Genomic DNA, 16,978 nt, shown 5'->3' with positions numbered 1-16,978 from the left:
AGTAAATAAAATGACTCTTTATCCTAAATTGATATTGGATGCATTGGCAACGGTGCGTTATCCCGGTTCGGGAAAGAATTTGGTGGAAGCGGAGATGGTCGCTGATAATCTCCGTATTGACGGTATGGCTGTCAGCTTTTCGTTAATCTTTGAGAAACCGACTGATCCGTTTATAAAATCAATGTTGAAGGCTGCGGAAACGGCTATTCACACATATGTGTCTCCTGACGTACAGGTTACGATAGCGACAGAAAGCAAGCAGGCTCCCCGGCCGGAAGTTGGCAAGATGCTTCCGCAGGTGAAGAATATCATTGGTATCTCTTCGGGTAAGGGTGGGGTAGGCAAGTCTACCGTATCTGCGAATTTAGCGGTTGCTTTGGCTAAGTTAGGTTATAAAGTAGGTCTGCTCGACGCGGATATTTTCGGACCTTCCATGCCGAAGATGTTTCAGGTGGAAGATGCGCGTCCGTATGCTGAGCGTATAGATGGCCGTGATATGATTGTCCCGGTAGAGAAGTATGGAGTGAAATTATTGTCTATCGGTTTCTTTGTCGATCCGGATCAGGCTACTTTATGGCGTGGCGGAATGGCAAGCAATGCACTGAAGCAATTGATAGGTGACGCAGCCTGGGGGGAATTAGACTATTTTCTGATTGATCTTCCGCCCGGAACCAGTGACATTCATCTGACTGTTGTCCAGACATTGGCGATGACAGGAGCAATTGTTGTCAGCACTCCGCAGGCTGTGGCTTTGGCGGATGCCCGTAAAGGAATCAATATGTTCACTAATGATAAGGTGAATGTACCTATTCTCGGTTTGGTTGAGAATATGGCATGGTTCACTCCTGCCGAACTTCCGGAAAATAAATATTATATTTTCGGTAAAGAAGGAGCCAAGAAGTTGGCCGAAGAGATGAATGTTCCTTTACTGGGACAGATTCCTATCGTGCAGAGCATTTGTGAGGGCGGGGATAATGGTACGCCTGTTGCATTGGATGAAAATACGATTACGGGACGTGCTTTCTTGTCATTGGCTGCAAGCGTCGTTCGGCAGGTAGACCGCCGGAATGTTGAGATGGCGCCGACTCAGATTGTGGAGATGCATAAATAATTGATAATGAAATAGGCTGCCTTTGTCATTCAGAGATGGCATCACTTTAAAAACGAAGAATCTCCTGTTTTAACTACAAAAAAGGAGATTCTTCGTTTCGTTCTGAATGATAGATAGAGACTGTCCTGTGACGCTTGAATGGTAGTCTTATTTTTGCAAAGCTTTCATCAATTGCTTTTTCATTGTATCTGTACCCGGGAATCCCGTTTGCTTGAAAGTTGTATTCCCTTCGGCGTCTATTACGAAATAAGTCGGTACTCCTTGGATATTGAACTTATCCATTAGATATCTCCATTGATCGTTGGTCACGCGGAAATGCTCTCCGTGAATATCGGGTATCATATTTTCCCAAGTTCCTTTAGGCGAATTTTCTCCCGCGATGTATAAATAAAGAATATCCCTATCTTTCAATTCTTCTTTCATCGGAATCATGGCTTTGTTGGCCATTCTGCACGGCCCACACCAAGTTGCCCAGAAATCCACTAACAATACATGTCCTTTGAATTTGGAAATAATGGTGGAAAAGAGTTCCTCGTTGTTTACTTCACCGACTTCATTGATTTTGTATCCGGTTTTCAGTTTGTTCAGTTCCATCTTCTTGAGCAATTTTCCATTGAGTGCTGTCAGCATATCTTTGTAAGCAGGTGAGGGCAATGCTTCAAGTGCGGCTGTTTGTTCGGCGGTTAGCGGTGTGAAATCTTCGATAGAACGGTAGTATCTGTATGCTTCTGCCATTTGAAACAGAACCCCTTGATTAGTACCTAGATGCTGTTCCAAAAGATCTTTTCTGGAAGCGAACACACCTATCCCGTATGCATATTCCGGTGCGTATAAATCTGCCGGTGAATTGAGGACCAGTTCTTTGAGTACATCGAAATAATTGTCCGGAAATTCTATTTTGGTATTCATGTAGTATTCATTTGCCTGCTCCTTGTTCAGCTTCTGGCTGATGATATGTGCACGCATCAGTATATCCTTGCCCATAAAGAGTCCGATGCCTGTGGTTATATCCGTATTGGCTTTCAGGACTTCTTTTGCGGCAAGGCTGAGAGGAGCTTCTTCTATTTGTTTATGAATGTCACGTCGTTTTTCTACAAAATAGTTTTTTATTCCGTCAATGTCTTTTCCGATTACTTCGTTCACGGTTTCTCTCGGATTGCTGACTAAATTGGTCTGAATGGAGTTGTCCGCCAATTCTTGTTGTAATTCTGCCAGATAGCCACTGTAATAAGCCTTTTTTCCATATGGCTTGCTGTCTTTTTGCAAGTGTGATTGTTGGCGTGTGCATTCGGCGGTGTTGATGATAATCGAGTTTTCTTTGCCGGGAGCCAGAAGGCAAGGAATTTGGGCAAACGGGAAAACAAGTGTTGCCGGAGTTACCGTAATCACATCTGTTTGAACCTGAAAAGCGCCGTCTTCATTTACTTTCACATCTTCGGCAAAGTTCAACCATCTCACCGGGTCATTCAGATGCAATTTGCCTGTTGCCGGCATATCTGCTTTAAAACCGAGTACTTTTCCCTTCAATGTAGCTTTGGCATATGCGAGTTCCGGTGTCGGTAATTGGGCTTTCTTGTTGATTTTATGGATTATCGCGTCTTTGGGTAACGGGGCTTTACGGAAATTTTTCTCATTGAGTTGTATTCCCCATATCTTGTATGCTCCGTCAAAGTCTCCTTCAGAGAAATCCAGACTGGTTACATTTTCCGGTATAGGCGGAAATAGGAGCTGGAACTCTGCTTCACCTGATTCGGGCATCCAAAATTCTTTGTCGAGTGTAATTCCGACTCCCTTTCGGATGGGGTAAAGTGCCCCGTTATTATCTTTCAGAAAACTTCCGGTTGCTATTTTTATCCAGTATTTAGGCCGATAGTAAGCTTTCACATATACAGTGGTCACTGTGTCACTCATGACAATTTTATCAATTTCGATACTGTTGGAGTTCCAGGCAAGAAAAGGAGGACGTTCGATAACTCTGTCTTTGGCTTGTACAGTGCAAATAGTGCAGAGTACCAAACCGATAATCCATGCGAATCTTTTCATATGAATAGTGTTTTGTTGCTAACAAATATAAGGATATTTTTGTAACTATCCTTGCGGAAGCAGAAAAAGATGTATTTTTCTCGGCACCGATGAAAGAAATGTTCGGCACCGGGGAAGGGGGTGTGCGGCACCGGGGAACGCCCCTTTCCCCACCGATGAGGAAAGGGCGCGGTACCGGGGAATTAATTTACTGTAGCCGGAATACAATAGGAAGGGTATATTCTACGGCAACTGCTTGTCCGCGTTGCTGTCCCGGTTCCCATTTTGGCATATTGCCCACTACACGAATGGCTTCTGCATCCAAAGAAGGAGAAACGCTACGCAGTACTTTTATATCTGACAAGCTGCCATCTTTTCCTACAACCATTTTTATGATGACTCTGCCTTGCTCCTTATTCTTTTGCGCAATAGTCGGATATTTGATACTTCTGGCAAGATACTTCATCAGCCCGGCTGTTCCGCCAGGGAATTTCGGCATTGTTTCTACTACTTTGAAAGTTGGTTCTGTATCTCCTGCTTTTACACCTACTGCATCGGGATTTGAATCCTCTTTTAAACCGTACCCTACTACAACGACTTCTTCCAAATCTGATTGTTTTATTTCTTCTGCTTTAGCTGGTTCGGGGCCGGTTAGCCTGAAGGCAACAGGAACTGTGAATTTGACATTTACTGTTTCTCCTCTTTGCTTGCCGGGTTTCCATTTGGGCATGGCAGTGATTACACGTATAGCTTCCTTATCCAGATAGGGGTCTACACTTCGAACTACTTTTATGTTATCTATACTTCCGTCTTTTTTTACTACGAAACATACAATCACACGTCCTTGTATGCCTTTGGCGTGGGCTTCGGCCGGATATTTGATGTTCTGTGAAAGGTATTCCATCAATGCTTTCATTCCTCCGGGGAAATCAGGCATTTCTTCTACAACTTCAAACACAACAGAATCCGGTACGCTCTTGCTGTGAGTTTCCATTGTCTCTTTTATCTTCTTATCCTGTGGAAGAGTTGGCTTTTGAATCTCTTCTGCAGGAAGTTCTGGAATAGTCGCTATTTCAGGTTCAGGGATGACTTGCGTCGTTGCCTGTCCCATCATTTCTTTGGCGAATTTCTCCGTGGTACGTGCCACCATTTCGATGTTGCTGACAATCATCAACAGGGCAGCCAAGGGGAGAAACATCAGATATTTTGTTCTCCCTATTTCTTTTGTTCTTCGTTTATTCATCATTTTAATACGATTTTTGAGTGGTAAAACATTGAAACTATTTGATAAATTTGCTGCAGCCTTGTGATGTGCCAGTCCCAACAAATGGTACTGGTATGATTTACTATCATGTCCCGTCTCCAATACCCGGTGATCTGCCATGTATTCGAGATTTCCTCTGACTTCCCGTTTCATCAGCCAGATAAACGGATTGAACCAACAGAGCGTACACATTAACTCACTGATTAACACATCTACCGAATGATATTGGCGGGCGTGTGTTTCTTCGTGGGTAATGATTTCGCTGATTTCGGATTCCGTATGCGATTGTGGATGAATGAATATCCATTGGAAGAAAGAGAACGGACCGTTTTCTTTCTTTAAAAGATGTACGCGTGTTCCTTGTATGGTGCTTTGGGGACACTGGATGTGCAATCGTATGATACTGCCTAACTGTACAAGGAAGCGTGTTGCCAGAAATAATACCCCACTCCAATAGATGATTTTCATAAAGAGTATGGTTAACTCCTGCCAGTTTATCGTAGGTTCTTGTGGTGGGGTTATAATTTGCTCCGGAAGTAGGATTGTAGCATAAAGATCTGCCATCGCTACCATTGGTTCGTGGGCTTTTATCCATCCTTGAATGTTCAACAAAGGATAAAGTAAGGAGATGGCAAAAAAACATAATAAAGCTACCCGACGCCAATGGAAGAAGGTGTCTTTATAGAAAAACAACCGATAGAATGCGTAGAATAATGCTATCGCTACATTTATCTTTAGAAAATAGGCTAATTCCGGAGTCATAGTAATAAGTGTTTTCTATTAATCTTCTTTCCCTTTTTCAATCAGGTCGATGATATCTTTGAGATCATCGGTCGAAATCTTTTGGTCTTTGGCAAAGAAAGAAACCATTTCTTTGTAAGAGTTCTCAAAATAGTTGCGGACTACACCACTCATAAAATGGCGTTTATACTCATTTTCGCGAATTGCGGGAGTGTATTGGTAGGTGTTACCCACACGTTTTGGTGTGACGTATCCTTTCCGTTCGAGATTCTTCACGATGGATGCTACTGTGGTGTACGGCGGAGCTGGTTGCGTGTACTTCGCTACGATGTCCTTTACGAAACAGCTTTGTAACTCCCAAATGTAGATCATTACTTCTTCTTCTTGTATAGTTAACTTTTCCATGGAGATGTTGTTTAATTACGAATACTTCGCAAAGCTACGAAGATTTCGTAATTAAGCAATAGTTAGTGGGTTAATAAATGCAAATGCATAATATTTGCAAGAATATATTGATTGTCTTTCTGTCCTGGAAATAGTTAAGCATAAAAAACGAATGGATGGGCATGATTTTTGCCTAAATAGTCACTGTTTAATAACATTTATGCAAAAAATAGACTATCAAGGATTTTTTTATATAAAATAAATGAAATATATTTGCGGACACGAAACAGACGTTAAATATGAACAGTGTGTTCCGATACGCTGGTAAAGTTCGGAAAATTCCCCGCACTAGACAATGGAACTATTTAATTAACAATGCTGCCCGAAGGGAAGAGGGAAGCAAACTAAAAAAATAATGATATGAAAAAAGGTTTGATTTTTGTGCTATTCGCACTTGTTTCTATCGTTTCTTATTCTCAGATTTCTTGGAATGCCAAAGTAGGTATGAATATGAGTAACTACACTGGTGACATGGACACTGACATGAAGATTGGTTTCAATGTGGGAGTAGGTATGGAATATCAGTTTACTGATATGTGGTCTATTCAACCTTCTTTGATGTTAACTCAAAAAGGTGGTAAATTTGATGAAGATGGTGAAACTATAAAGTTTAACCCGATGTATCTTGAAATCCCAGTTTTGGCTGCTGCAAGATTTGCGGTTGCTGATAATCAGAATATTGTAGTAAAAGCTGGTCCGTATTTTGCATTTGGTGTTGCTGGAAAGGTAAAAGCGGGTGGTGAAAAAGCTGACTTCTTCGGTGATGGTGATGACCAATTTGGAGGAAAAAGATTTGATTGTGGCGTTGGAGTAGGCGTTGCTTATGAAATAGGAAAATTCTTTGTAGGTTTGGATGGAGAATTTGGATTTACTAATGTTATTGATTTTAAAACTGATGGTGTAAGCAATCCGAAAAACATGAACTTCTCTATCGGCGTAGGTTATAAATTCTAATAGAATTATACTCTCTTTATAATATCTTTTTAAAATCCCTCGTCCTATACTCTCTTTGGACGGGGGATTTTTTTATCCTTACTTTCCGAAAAAGAAAAAACGGCATACCTTAATAATAAGAATATACCGTTCGTTTCTCTCTCTTGTGTTATATCTGTCAATCACTTACCTGCTTGGATAAGTTTTCTTTCTCTTTTAGCTCCTTATACCTCTCTATCGCATGTTTGCGGCTCATCAGTATTTGCCAACGATATACCCAACAAGTCGTAAGGAAATAAACACCTGCCTGCAACCACAAAGCTTTATATTCAAAAGCCACTTCACTCAAAGTTGCTCCCATATTATTGATTTTTACAAAGCCATTGATTCCGAAAGTAGACGGGAAGATGTAAGATACATACTTCCAGAACGGAGGAATGGCAGCTCCCGGCCAAGAAATGCCGGAGATAAATAATAAGGGTACGGAGGTAAATACAAAAATCAGCATACACGTCTCCCGATTGCGGATGGCAATGGAAGTTGTCATTGCAAAGAAAATGCAAGCAGCCAAGTAGGGAACAACGAATAACACCAATGAACCGGGCTGTCCGATTTGATTGAGGCTGAATAGGCGCGGCACGATATATAGTACGTAGAAAGCCACCAATATATAAACCAGGAAGTAACTCAATCCCTTTCCGAGTACGATCCGTAAAGTCCCGTTATAATGCCGGTTGATAGGTACAAGGTCTTTGAACCGGTTATTCTCGCGGGCGGTTCCGGCAGCAAGACCGATACCGAGCAATAATGTTTGTTGAATAATCAATACCAGTACGGCAGGAATCAGAAAAGCGGCGAATCCGGCAGTAGGATTGAATATCGAAATCTCCTCATACTCTATCGGATAAGCGGTTATTTCATCCTGTCGGTCGGTCGTATTGCCGCTACGGGCTATTTTAATATCCTGGTTCATATCCAGCGAGACGGCAGTATTGGCTATCAGCATGGATTTATAATAAAGCAATCCGCTCATGTCGCAATAGATGCTGACTTGCGTCTGTTTTCCTTTAGCGATGTTATCGCTAAAGTCAGAAGGAATATAGATGATGCCATACGCGTTTCTGTTCTTCAACATTTGTTTGGCTTCCTCCATATCAGCGCAGTAAGATACGATTTGGATATCGGGTGTAGCGTCTACTTTCCGGAGATATTCACGACTCAGGGAGGAATGAGAATCGTCTACAACAACGGCGGGAACTTCACGCACCACTTCATTGTCATAGATGAAGCTATACAGCAATGGATAACCCAACGGGACGAGTATAAAGAATATCAGTACCCCCTGGTCGCGGAAAGTTGTCTGAAACTCCCGCTTCCAGATATAAAACAGGTCATTGATGCCTTGAGCTATCTTGTCTTTTAATTTTATATCTTTCATTTAGGGTATATATTTATAGTAAACCAATGCTTCTTTTAAGCGGTGAACCACAAAGAAAGGAAGCATCATGAATATTAATAATGCCATATAGTTGCTCCATGAGTAAGCCATATTATATCCGTTGAGTGCCTGGTCTACATAAATCAGGAAATAATGGCGCAACGGGAACAGATTGCTTAAAGCCTGCAAGACCGGATGCATAGCCATCACCGGAAAAGAAAAACCGGAAATGGAGAACGATATAACTCCCCATAGTGAAGCGAAACTCAGTCCGAGCCGCAGGGTGGGCAGAGTTCCTATCATAACGATGCCGCAACATTGCGATGCCAGCACAAGACATAGCGTTGCGAATATCATAGGAAGGATACCGCTATTGCAAGGGAAGTGCAGGAATCCGTACAGATATACATTATAAAATATCCCCATAATGAAAAAGACTACCGTGTGTGGAAGCAACTTTCCTGCCAAAGCAATATAAATAGAATTATTACTCATGCGTAACCACTCACGGGCGGTGCGGTCTTTGATTTCCACACCGATAGAGTAAACCGTGACCATGAATATGAGCAACATAAGTACTCCCGGTATCAGCGTATTGCACAGATATACCGAGTAGTTCAGCCACGGATTATTCAATGGATGTGTATCTATCACGATAGGTTGCAGAAATCCCATAGCCTGGTCTTCAGTTGCTCCTTTGGCATATAGGGCGGTACGCGCAGCAGAGCCGGCAGTCAGTTCTCCCATCATTTTCATATCTCTGAAAAGCAGGGAACCTGCAATCAGGTACGAATAATTGGTATAGAAAGAAATCTTAGGTTGCCGCTGGCTTTGTGCTTCCGCGGACAAGCCTTTGGGAATATAAAAGAATCCGTAGATTTTTCCTTCCTGAACGGCAATACGTGCATCTGTTACGTTACTATAATGGGCGACGACACCTGTCTGTGAAAAAGCATCCAGATTGCGCACGATATTGCGGGATGTGGACGAATCATCCATATCCACCACACCGGCAGGAAGATCCTTAGGCAATCCCGTGTCCATTAAAGTAGTGAAGAAGATATAGCAGAAAAGTGGAGCGATAACCATACAGAAGAGATAAAGCGGTCGTGATACCAACCGCCGACACTCTCTTTGCATGACCTGCCACAATGCTATATATTTCTTTTTTCTCTCTTTCATGGTTATTTATTGATGATGACCGACATACCCGGGCGAAGATTCTCTACCTTTTCCATCGGAGATGCTTTAACTTCAAAGGTTTTCAAGTCAAACTGACCGGTAGTTTTAGTGGCTTTCCAAGCTGCGTAACTACCTAGGTCTTTCATGTAATATACCTTGAGCTTGATTGCTTTATTGTCCAGCGCAGGAACGACTGCTTCAAATTCGGTTCCCATAGTCAGACTTTTAAGCAAATCTTCGCGTACATTGAATGTGACCCACATATCATTGAGCTCGGCAATATTCATAATAGGGGCACCTGTGCCTACCAACTCGCCTACTTTCGGGAAAATCTCGGAAACCTCTCCGGCGGCCGGAGCAATAAGATATGTTTCCTTGATGTAAGATTCGACTTCGGCAACCGCTCCTTTGGCGCGGTTCACAAGAGCTTCCGCTGCCATTTTGTCCTCACGCTCGGCTCCGTTCTTTGCCATGGTGTATTGTGCTTTCGCTGCTTTCTCGGTTGCGATGGCAGCATCACGTTGTGCGGTTACCTCATCCAGTTTTTGCGCAGGCATCACTCCCTGTTCATACAGGTTCTTCACTCTTTTGTATGACTTCTCGGCGATGGTGACTCCGGCTTGTGCTTTCTGCCACATCTCATAAGCTGCTTGGATTTGTTCCTGGCGTGCCCCTTTGATGGCTTTCTCGTTCTGTGCTTGTGCAGCGGCTTCGGCGGCGCGTGCCTGTTCCATTTTAGCCACCACGTCCGGCGCTTCCAGAATAGCTAGTGTGTCACCGGCATTTACTTGTTGGCCTTCTTTTACGCGAAACTCCAATATGCGTCCCGGCACTTTGCTTGAAACACGATATTCGGTAACTTCCGCCTGTCCCTGAATGATTTCGGGACCTTTGCGAAGCATGAAGAAGCCAACGACTGCGACGATTGCAATAACTCCCAGTAAAGTAAGGAATGCAAGCAGCATATTACTGTTTTGTGATTTTGTAGTTGCCATATGAGTATAAATTATTTCAAAGTTCCTAATGATTTTTTTAGATAGATTTCTGTCAGTTTCACGTCTATTTGAGCGTCAATCTTTTCCGATTGAGCGGATAACCAGGCTGTTTGTGCTTCAAGAACGTTGCTTGTAGCAATAACCCCCTCTTTGAATCCGAGTGTGGCGTAACGAAGGTTTTCTTCCGCCTTTTCCATATTCTTGGTAGACATTACCAGCTTTTTACCCGCTTCATTTACCTTGAATGCAGCCTGGTTGACTTGCAGCTCTATTTTTTCTCTGGCGTCTTGAAGCTGGTATTGTGCGATGCGCGCTTCTGCTTTGGCTGCTTTGGTTTTGTAAATACCTTCTCCCCAGTGCCATATAGGTATCTGCACCATGACACCTACGTTCCACATTCCCTTGAATTTGTTCTCAAAACTATTGAAGACAGAAGGGTTCGTGACCATGTAATTCCCCATCAATGCGATGGAAGGAAGATGCTCGGCACGGGTTACGTTTACTTTTTGCTTGTAAATCTGTGTAGCCAGTTCAAGGCTGCGTATCTCCGGGCGGTTCGCATAGGCGGTGGACATATCGAAATGAGTGTCTGTCGTAAGTAATGGAATATCCTCCATATTTTCGTCTGCTAACGTAATGGGAGAACTGAGGTCAATGCCGCATAGTTGACATAACAACATTCGGGCAAGGCTTAGTCCGTCCTCAACTTTGGTCAGAGTCATTTCCGCCTCATTGACTTTTACCCGTACGGATAAACCGTCCGCTTTGGTGGCTACTCCTTCGGCAATCATCTTTTCCACATCACTGTCCAGTTGTTGCAGGAGTTTCAGATATCCTTCCGCCAGCTTCTTTTTGTTTACCAGCGAAATGACCTGCCAGTAAGCCTGGTCGGTACTCATAATCACTTCCTGCATGCCACCTTGATGTTGCTCCTGGGCTAACTCCTCGGCATACTTTGTAATTTTGTTGTAGGCACGGATTTTGCCACCCATATATAAGGGCTGCGTCAATGTAATGGCACCTGCATACACGTTTCTTGTATCCGTGCGGAGCGCGTCTACTAAAGAATTTCCTGCATTGTTCAGGGCAGAAATCAAACTGGCGCCTAATTCGGGAATCTTGGATGCAATTTCCGGATGCAGGCTCGCTATAATTCCTGCAGCTTGCTCTAATGGCTGCGCCAGATTATTTCCCACTCCCGAAAGCGCGGCTTTCTGGTCATTGTTCAATAAAGAAAACTCTTTTTGATTTCTCATGTAAGCTCCGGTTGCCGAGAAGCTGGGTAAGTAGTTGGTAAATGCGGCTTTTCGTTGGTAATGGGCGGCATTTATCTTTTCATCGCTTATCAACAGGTCTTTATTGTTGGTAAGGGCTAATGCGCGGCAACTATCCAGGCTCAGTAAAGTTTGCGCTTTTACTATAAAAGTCAGGTTTAACAGAATTGTCAGGAGAAATAGTTTTTTCATCGCATCTTGCATATTAATAAGGTGATACTTCTATTTAATAACCCTGTTCTTATGTAATTTGTTTATTGAAGTAGTCTGTTTTTTATACTTGTTAGCTTAAACAATAATTGCATAAACAACGATGCAAATGTATGTGCTTTCTATGAAAGCGCAAAAAGAATTAGCTTTTTTTAAAAATATAACAAGACGGGAGGAGGAGGGAAAAAGAAAGAAGGCTGCCCTTCAGTATCGAAGAGCAGCCTTTCTTAATATATAAATGTAAGGGGATTTGCTTTATTAAAGAGCACCTACTTCTTTCAGAGCGGCATTAGTCTTGTGAACAGCAGCAGCGCTTGCAGCAAATTTTGCTTTTTCGTCAGCGTTCAGGTCAAGTTCAACGATTTTTTCGATACCGTTCTTGCCAAGGATTACAGGAACACCGATGCAAAGATCTGATTCACCGTATTCACCTTCCAGGAATACAGAGCAAGGAATCATCTTCTTCTGGTTGTGGATGATTGATTCAACAACAAATGCTCCTGCTGCACCCGGTGCATACCATGCGGAAGTGCCCAACAACTTAGTCAGAGTAGCACCACCTACCATAGTAGCAGCGGCAACTTCGTTCAGTTTTTCTTCTGACAGGAAGTTAGTTACAGGCAGACCTTTGTAAGTAGCGAAACGAGTCAACGGAATCATTGTAGTATCACCGTGACCGCCGATAACCATACCTTCTACTTCGTTGGCGTTGCATCCCAAAGCCTGAGACAAGAAATATTTGAAACGAGAGCTATCCAAAGCGCCACCCATACCGATGATACGGTTTTTCGGTAAGCCGAGAGCTTTCAATGACAGGTAAGTCATTGTATCCATCGGGTTAGAAATTACAACAAGGATAGCGTTAGGAGAATATTTCAAGATGTTCTGTGCTACGGATTTAACGATGCCGGCATTCACACCGATAAGTTCTTCACGAGTCATACCCGGCTTGCGAGGAATACCTGAAGTAATTACAACAACGTCAGAGTCAGCAGTCTGAGCATAGTCGTTCGTGCAGCCTACTACAGTAGTGTCGAAACCCAACAATTGGGCTGTCTGCATCATATCCATTGCTTTACCTTCTGATACGCCTTCTTTAACGTCCAGCATTACTACTTCGTCTGCTACTTCATTGAAAGCAAGTACATTTGCACATGTAGCACCTACGTTACCTGCGCCTACTACGGTTACTTTTGACATAATACTTATATATTTAAAAAGTTGATAATTTGTTTCATCTATTTTGCGCGACAAAATTACAACGATAATCCTAATTAAAGAAATTTTTCCGTAATAATTTTAGTTAAAGAAAATGCCTTATTCTATGATACTCTGTTACGAAATGATTACTTTTGCGGCGGTTATCAATTAACACCCTGGAACTATGAGTAAAAAAAGTCTTCTTATTGCAGCTGTAGCTGTTTTGGTAATAGCAATTATTGGTATCACTTATTTATTGTTTACTGAAAAACAAGCTAACCGTGAGTTGGTGCAGGAATTTCAGTTGGACAAGGAAGATTTGGAAAATGAATACACCCGTTTTGCACAACAATATGATGAGTTGAAGACGACAATCTCCAACGACTCTTTGTCTCAATTGCTGGAACAGGAGCAGTTGAAAACCCAGCGTTTGCTGGAGGAACTTCGCACGGTGAAAAGCTCGAACGCAACAGAAATCCGTCGTTTGAAGAAAGAACTGGCTACCCTGCGTAAGGTAATGATTGGGTATATCAATCAGATTGACTCACTGAACAGACTGACTGAACAGCAGAAGCTGGTCATCGCTGATGTGACAAAGAAATACAATCAGGCTTCGCAACAAATCAGCAATCTTGCCGAGGAAAAGAAGAATTTGGATAAGAAAGTGACATTAGCCGCTCAGCTTGATGCCACCAATATTCGTATAGAGCCACGCAACAAACGCGGTAAAGTAGCGAAGAAGGTGAAAGATGTAGTCAAGTTGGCTATCAGCTTCACTGTCGTAAAGAATATAACTGCCGAAAACGGTGAGCGTACCATTTATATACGTATTACCAAGCCGGACAACGATGCATTGACTAAGAGTGCATCCAATACTTTTACTTATGAGAATCGTACACTGACCTATTCTATTAAAAAGTATATCGAATACAACGGAGAAGAACAGAACGTCAATGTATTTTGGGATGTGGAAGAATTTCTATATGCCGGAGATTATCGTGTCGATGTCTTCGAAGGTGGTAATCTGATAGGTTCGCAAACGTTTACATTAAACTAAAAAAAGTTGTTCTATCGGAGAGTAGTACCTTTTTCTACACGTCTTCCCTTTTTTAGAAGCAAGTTCCAGGTTGGTTTCACTTGCTTGAAACTCTAGTTTCAAGTAACAGAAACTTTAGTTTCTCACCGTGAAGCAAAGTGTTTCATCCCATGAAACCAATAGATTATCTTCTGCCATCCGCTCCCCACATCATTTTACTGCGAAGCGTATCGAAAAAGATATGATTAAAGCGTTTCACTACTTTCACGCTATAGTCGGCACGGCGAATAGTGAGCTGAGTCGTTTCCTTGCACGTTTCACTGCTACCATCAATGGCGACCAGAAAGTTATGGCTGCGGCTTTCCACATCTAACGTGATTTCCCAATCATCACGTATGACGATAGGACGGACGTTGAGGCTATGCGGAGCTACAGGAGTAATGACAACAGTGTTGGAGTGAGGAACCATAATCGGTCCGCCCACGCTTAGAGAGTAAGCAGTCGAACCGGTTGGAGTGGCAATCACTAATCCGTCGGCTTGATAAGTATTCAAAAATGCCCCGTTGATGGCAGTACGGATACTAATCATAGAAGAACTGTCCCGTTTAAGTACGGCAATCTCATTTAAAGCATACGGAGAGGTTTGCAGATGAGTGCCGTTGCAGATAAGTTGAAGTACGCTCCGTTCTTCAACGCTGTATCTTCTGGCTTGAATCTCGTTGAATGTCTCTTCCATCTCTTCGGGAGAAATATCAGCAAGAAAACCCAGACGCCCTGTGTTAATGCCAAGAATAGGGATTCCCTTTCTGCCTACCCGGCGGGCAGCTTTCAGGAAAGTTCCGTCTCCGCCGATACTGATTACCATGTCGGCCGTAAAATCGTCACCGTCAAATAACTGGTCGGCTTCGATTTCCATATGCTCTGAAATCAGGAACTGGTAGAACTCCCTGCATACACAGACTTCCGCTCCTTGCTTTTTCAGCAACCGGAACAGATTGGCGGCATGAGAGGACTTTTTAGCCTGATACGTATTTCCGAAGATGGCAAATTTCATAAACTGTATATTGGTTTCGGTTGCAAATTTGGCATTTTTTCTTGGATTTCTACTTTAAATAACCAAAAAAGAACCGAGAATGCGTTTCGTATTATTAGGCAACTAATAATAATATTTGTATTTTTGCGGCAAATATAACGTAGAACTATGACTAAATTAAGTGTAAACATAAACAAGATTGCTACACTGAGAAATGCTCGCGGGGGAAATGTTCCCGATGTAGTAAAGGTAGCGCTTGATTGTGAATCTTTTGGAGCAGACGGTATTACCGTTCATCCTCGTCCCGACGAGCGCCACATTCGTCGTTCGGATGTATATGATTTGCGTCCTTTGTTGCGGACTGAATTTAATATTGAAGGCTATCCGTCACCGGACTTTATAGACCTGGTGCTGAAAGTAAAGCCGCATCAGGTGACCTTAGTGCCCGATGCCCCTTCACAGATTACTTCCAATTCCGGTTGGGATACAAAAGCAAACCTGGAATTTCTGACCGAAGTCCTCGACCTGTTCAACAGCGCGGGTATCCGTACTTCCGTCTTTGTGGCCGCCGACCCCGAAATGGTAGAATATGCGGCAAAAGCAGGTGCCGACCGTGTGGAACTTTACACGGAACCGTATGCAACGGACTATCCGAAGAATCCGGAAGCAGCCATCGCTCCTTTTATCGAAGCCGCCAAGACTGCCCGCAAGCTAGGTATCGGCCTGAATGCCGGACACGATTTGAGTCTTGTTAATTTGAACTATTTTTATAAAAACATTCCTTGGGTGGACGAAGTCTCTATCGGGCATGCATTGATTAGCGATGCACTTTACTTGGGACTGGAACGTACCGTTCAGGAATATAAAAACTGTCTACGCTGATGAATGCAATGATTTTGTTAGCCCAAGGGGCTGTGAATATGGCCGACTCGCTGGCTACCGCCAATCCTGTTCTGACAGAGGTGAACGCTCCTGAAATGAATATGCTTGATATGGCTGTCAAGGGTGGCTGGATTATGATTGTGCTGGGCCTGTTGTCCGTAGTTTGCTTCTATATCCTTTTTGAACGTAACTATATGATCCGTAAGGCGGGAAAAGAAGACCCTATGTTTATGGAACGGATAAAAGACTATATCCACAGCGGTGAAATCAAAGCTGCCATCAACTATTGCCGCACGATGAACACCCCTTCGGCACGTATGATAGAAAAGGGAATCAGCCGTCTGGGACGTCCTATTAACGATGTGCAGGCTGCCATTGAGAACGTCGGCAATATCGAAGTGGCGAAACTGGAAAAAGGCTTGACGGTGATGGCGACCATTTCCGGTGGTGCTCCGATGCTCGGATTCCTCGGTACGGTGACCGGTATGGTGCGTGCATTCTACGAAATGGCAAACGCCGGAAGCGGAAATATTGATATCACGTTGCTTTCCGGCGGTATCTACGAAGCTATGATTACCACGGTCGGCGGTCTGATTGTCGGTATCATTGCCATGTTCGCCTACAACTACCTGGTGATGCTGGTAGACCGTGTGGTGAACAAGATGGAATCCCGCACAATGGAATTCATGGACTTGCTGAACGAGCCCACCTGAAAACTGAACGAGCCCACCTAAAAGTGGAAAAGTAACCGAGAACGTTAATCATTAATCACTAACCACTAAACACTAACAAAGTGGGATTAAAAAGAAGAAATAGAGTATCGCCCAATTTCAGTATGGCTTCCATGACGGACGTCATCTTCCTGTTGCTGATATTCTTTATGATAACCTCTACGGTGGTGTCGCCCAACGCCATAAAAGTGTTGTTGCCTCAAGGCAAGCAGCAGACTTCGGCAAAACCGCTGACAAGAGTTGTTATTGATAAGGACTTGAACTTCTATGCCGCTTTCGGCAATGAGAAGGAGCAACAGGTAGCATTGAACGACCTGACTTCATTCTTGCAGAGTTGTGCGGAGAAGGAGCCTGAAATGTATGTGGCATTGTATGCGGATGAATCAGTACCCTACCGCGAGATAGTGCGGGTGTTGAACATCGCAAACGAGAATCATTTTAAGATGGTGCTGGCTACGCGCCCGCCTGAAAACAAATAAGGA

General features: G+C 43.2%; 15 protein-coding genes. 6 read left to right on the top strand and 9 right to left on the bottom strand.

The annotated features are described in order from the left end of the window. Positions 1–10 precede the first annotated feature (10 nt). Entirely contained in the window at positions 11–1,111 is a 1,101-nt protein-coding gene (locus RDN93_RS10905) for an Mrp/NBP35 family ATP-binding protein (RefSeq protein ID WP_308745553.1), read from the top strand. 147 nt (positions 1,112–1,258) lie between these two features. Here RDN93_RS10905 and RDN93_RS10900 read toward each other — a convergent pair whose 3' ends face one another. From RDN93_RS10900 to RDN93_RS10890, 3 genes are all read right to left on the bottom strand, one after another. Continuing rightward, complete coding sequence (locus RDN93_RS10900) at positions 1,259–3,154, bottom strand: TlpA disulfide reductase family protein (protein ID WP_308745552.1); 1,896 nt, start codon at positions 3,152–3,154, stop codon at positions 1,259–1,261. Positions 3,155–3,341: 187 nt separating this feature from the next. Next, on the bottom strand, positions 3,342–5,159 hold the full coding sequence (locus RDN93_RS10895) for a M56 family metallopeptidase (RefSeq protein ID WP_308745551.1): 1,818 nt from the start codon (positions 5,157–5,159) through the stop codon (positions 3,342–3,344). Positions 5,160–5,177: 18 nt separating this feature from the next. Beyond that, a complete protein-coding gene (locus RDN93_RS10890; protein ID WP_022136495.1) occupies positions 5,178–5,543 on the bottom strand; it encodes a BlaI/MecI/CopY family transcriptional regulator in 366 nt (121 codons plus the stop codon). Positions 5,544–5,942: 399 nt separating this feature from the next. Between RDN93_RS10890 and RDN93_RS10885 the strand changes: the two genes are divergently transcribed. Continuing rightward, positions 5,943–6,536 carry a porin family protein gene (locus RDN93_RS10885; protein ID WP_308745550.1) on the top strand — a complete coding sequence of 198 codons (594 nt, stop codon included), beginning with the start codon at positions 5,943–5,945 and terminating at the stop codon, positions 6,534–6,536. 157 nt (positions 6,537–6,693) lie between these two features. On the opposite strand, the gene RDN93_RS10880 is transcribed toward RDN93_RS10885, so the two are convergent. The 5 genes from RDN93_RS10880 to mdh form a co-directional block, all read right to left on the bottom strand. Continuing rightward, positions 6,694–7,953, bottom strand: a complete 1,260-nt coding sequence (locus RDN93_RS10880; RefSeq protein WP_308745549.1) for an ABC transporter permease — start codon at positions 7,951–7,953, stop codon at positions 6,694–6,696. Then, complete coding sequence (locus tag RDN93_RS10875) at positions 7,954–9,135, bottom strand: ABC transporter permease (protein ID WP_308745548.1); 1,182 nt, start codon at positions 9,133–9,135, stop codon at positions 7,954–7,956. A 2-nt stretch (positions 9,136–9,137) separates the two neighbouring features. Next, the gene (locus tag RDN93_RS10870) at positions 9,138–10,130 is read right to left on the bottom strand and encodes an efflux RND transporter periplasmic adaptor subunit (protein WP_308745547.1); all 993 of its coding nucleotides are present in this window, start codon (positions 10,128–10,130) and stop codon (positions 9,138–9,140) included. 11 nt (positions 10,131–10,141) lie between these two features. Further along, the gene (locus RDN93_RS10865) at positions 10,142–11,596 is read right to left on the bottom strand and encodes a TolC family protein (RefSeq protein WP_308745546.1); all 1,455 of its coding nucleotides are present in this window, start codon (positions 11,594–11,596) and stop codon (positions 10,142–10,144) included. 276 nt (positions 11,597–11,872) lie between these two features. Further along, entirely contained in the window at positions 11,873–12,814 is a 942-nt protein-coding gene (mdh, locus tag RDN93_RS10860; RefSeq protein WP_308745545.1) for a malate dehydrogenase, read from the bottom strand. A gap of 184 nt (positions 12,815–12,998) precedes the next feature. Here mdh and RDN93_RS10855 point away from each other — a divergent pair, with 184 nt between their 5' ends. After that, entirely contained in the window at positions 12,999–13,871 is an 873-nt protein-coding gene (locus RDN93_RS10855) for a hypothetical protein (RefSeq protein WP_308745544.1), read from the top strand. Between the two features lie 163 nt (positions 13,872–14,034). Here RDN93_RS10855 and RDN93_RS10850 read toward each other — a convergent pair whose 3' ends face one another. Beyond that, positions 14,035–14,904: an NAD kinase gene (locus tag RDN93_RS10850; RefSeq protein ID WP_308745543.1), complete on the bottom strand. Its 870-nt coding sequence runs from the start codon at positions 14,902–14,904 to the stop codon at positions 14,035–14,037. 147 nt (positions 14,905–15,051) lie between these two features. Between RDN93_RS10850 and RDN93_RS10845 the strand changes: the two genes are divergently transcribed. The 3 genes from RDN93_RS10845 (at position 15,052) to RDN93_RS10835 (ending at position 16,975) form a co-directional block, all read left to right on the top strand. Continuing rightward, positions 15,052–15,765 carry a pyridoxine 5'-phosphate synthase gene (locus tag RDN93_RS10845; RefSeq protein WP_308745542.1) on the top strand — a complete coding sequence of 238 codons (714 nt, stop codon included), beginning with the start codon at positions 15,052–15,054 and terminating at the stop codon, positions 15,763–15,765. Next, on the top strand, positions 15,765–16,478 hold the full coding sequence (locus tag RDN93_RS10840; protein ID WP_308745541.1) for a MotA/TolQ/ExbB proton channel family protein: 714 nt from the start codon (positions 15,765–15,767) through the stop codon (positions 16,476–16,478). The genes RDN93_RS10845 and RDN93_RS10840 overlap by 1 nt, the downstream gene beginning before the upstream one ends. Positions 16,479–16,558: 80 nt before the next feature. Beyond that, the gene (locus RDN93_RS10835; RefSeq protein WP_308745540.1) at positions 16,559–16,975 is read left to right on the top strand and encodes a biopolymer transporter ExbD; all 417 of its coding nucleotides are present in this window, start codon (positions 16,559–16,561) and stop codon (positions 16,973–16,975) included. Positions 16,976–16,978 lie beyond the last annotated feature (3 nt).

The organism is uncultured Bacteroides sp. (genome assembly GCF_902491285.1).
In the GTDB taxonomy this organism is placed as follows: Bacteria; Bacteroidota; Bacteroidia; order Bacteroidales; family Bacteroidaceae; genus Bacteroides.
Note: the sequence above shows the minus strand (reverse complement) of the source record. Positions and strands in the feature narration are given on the sequence as shown.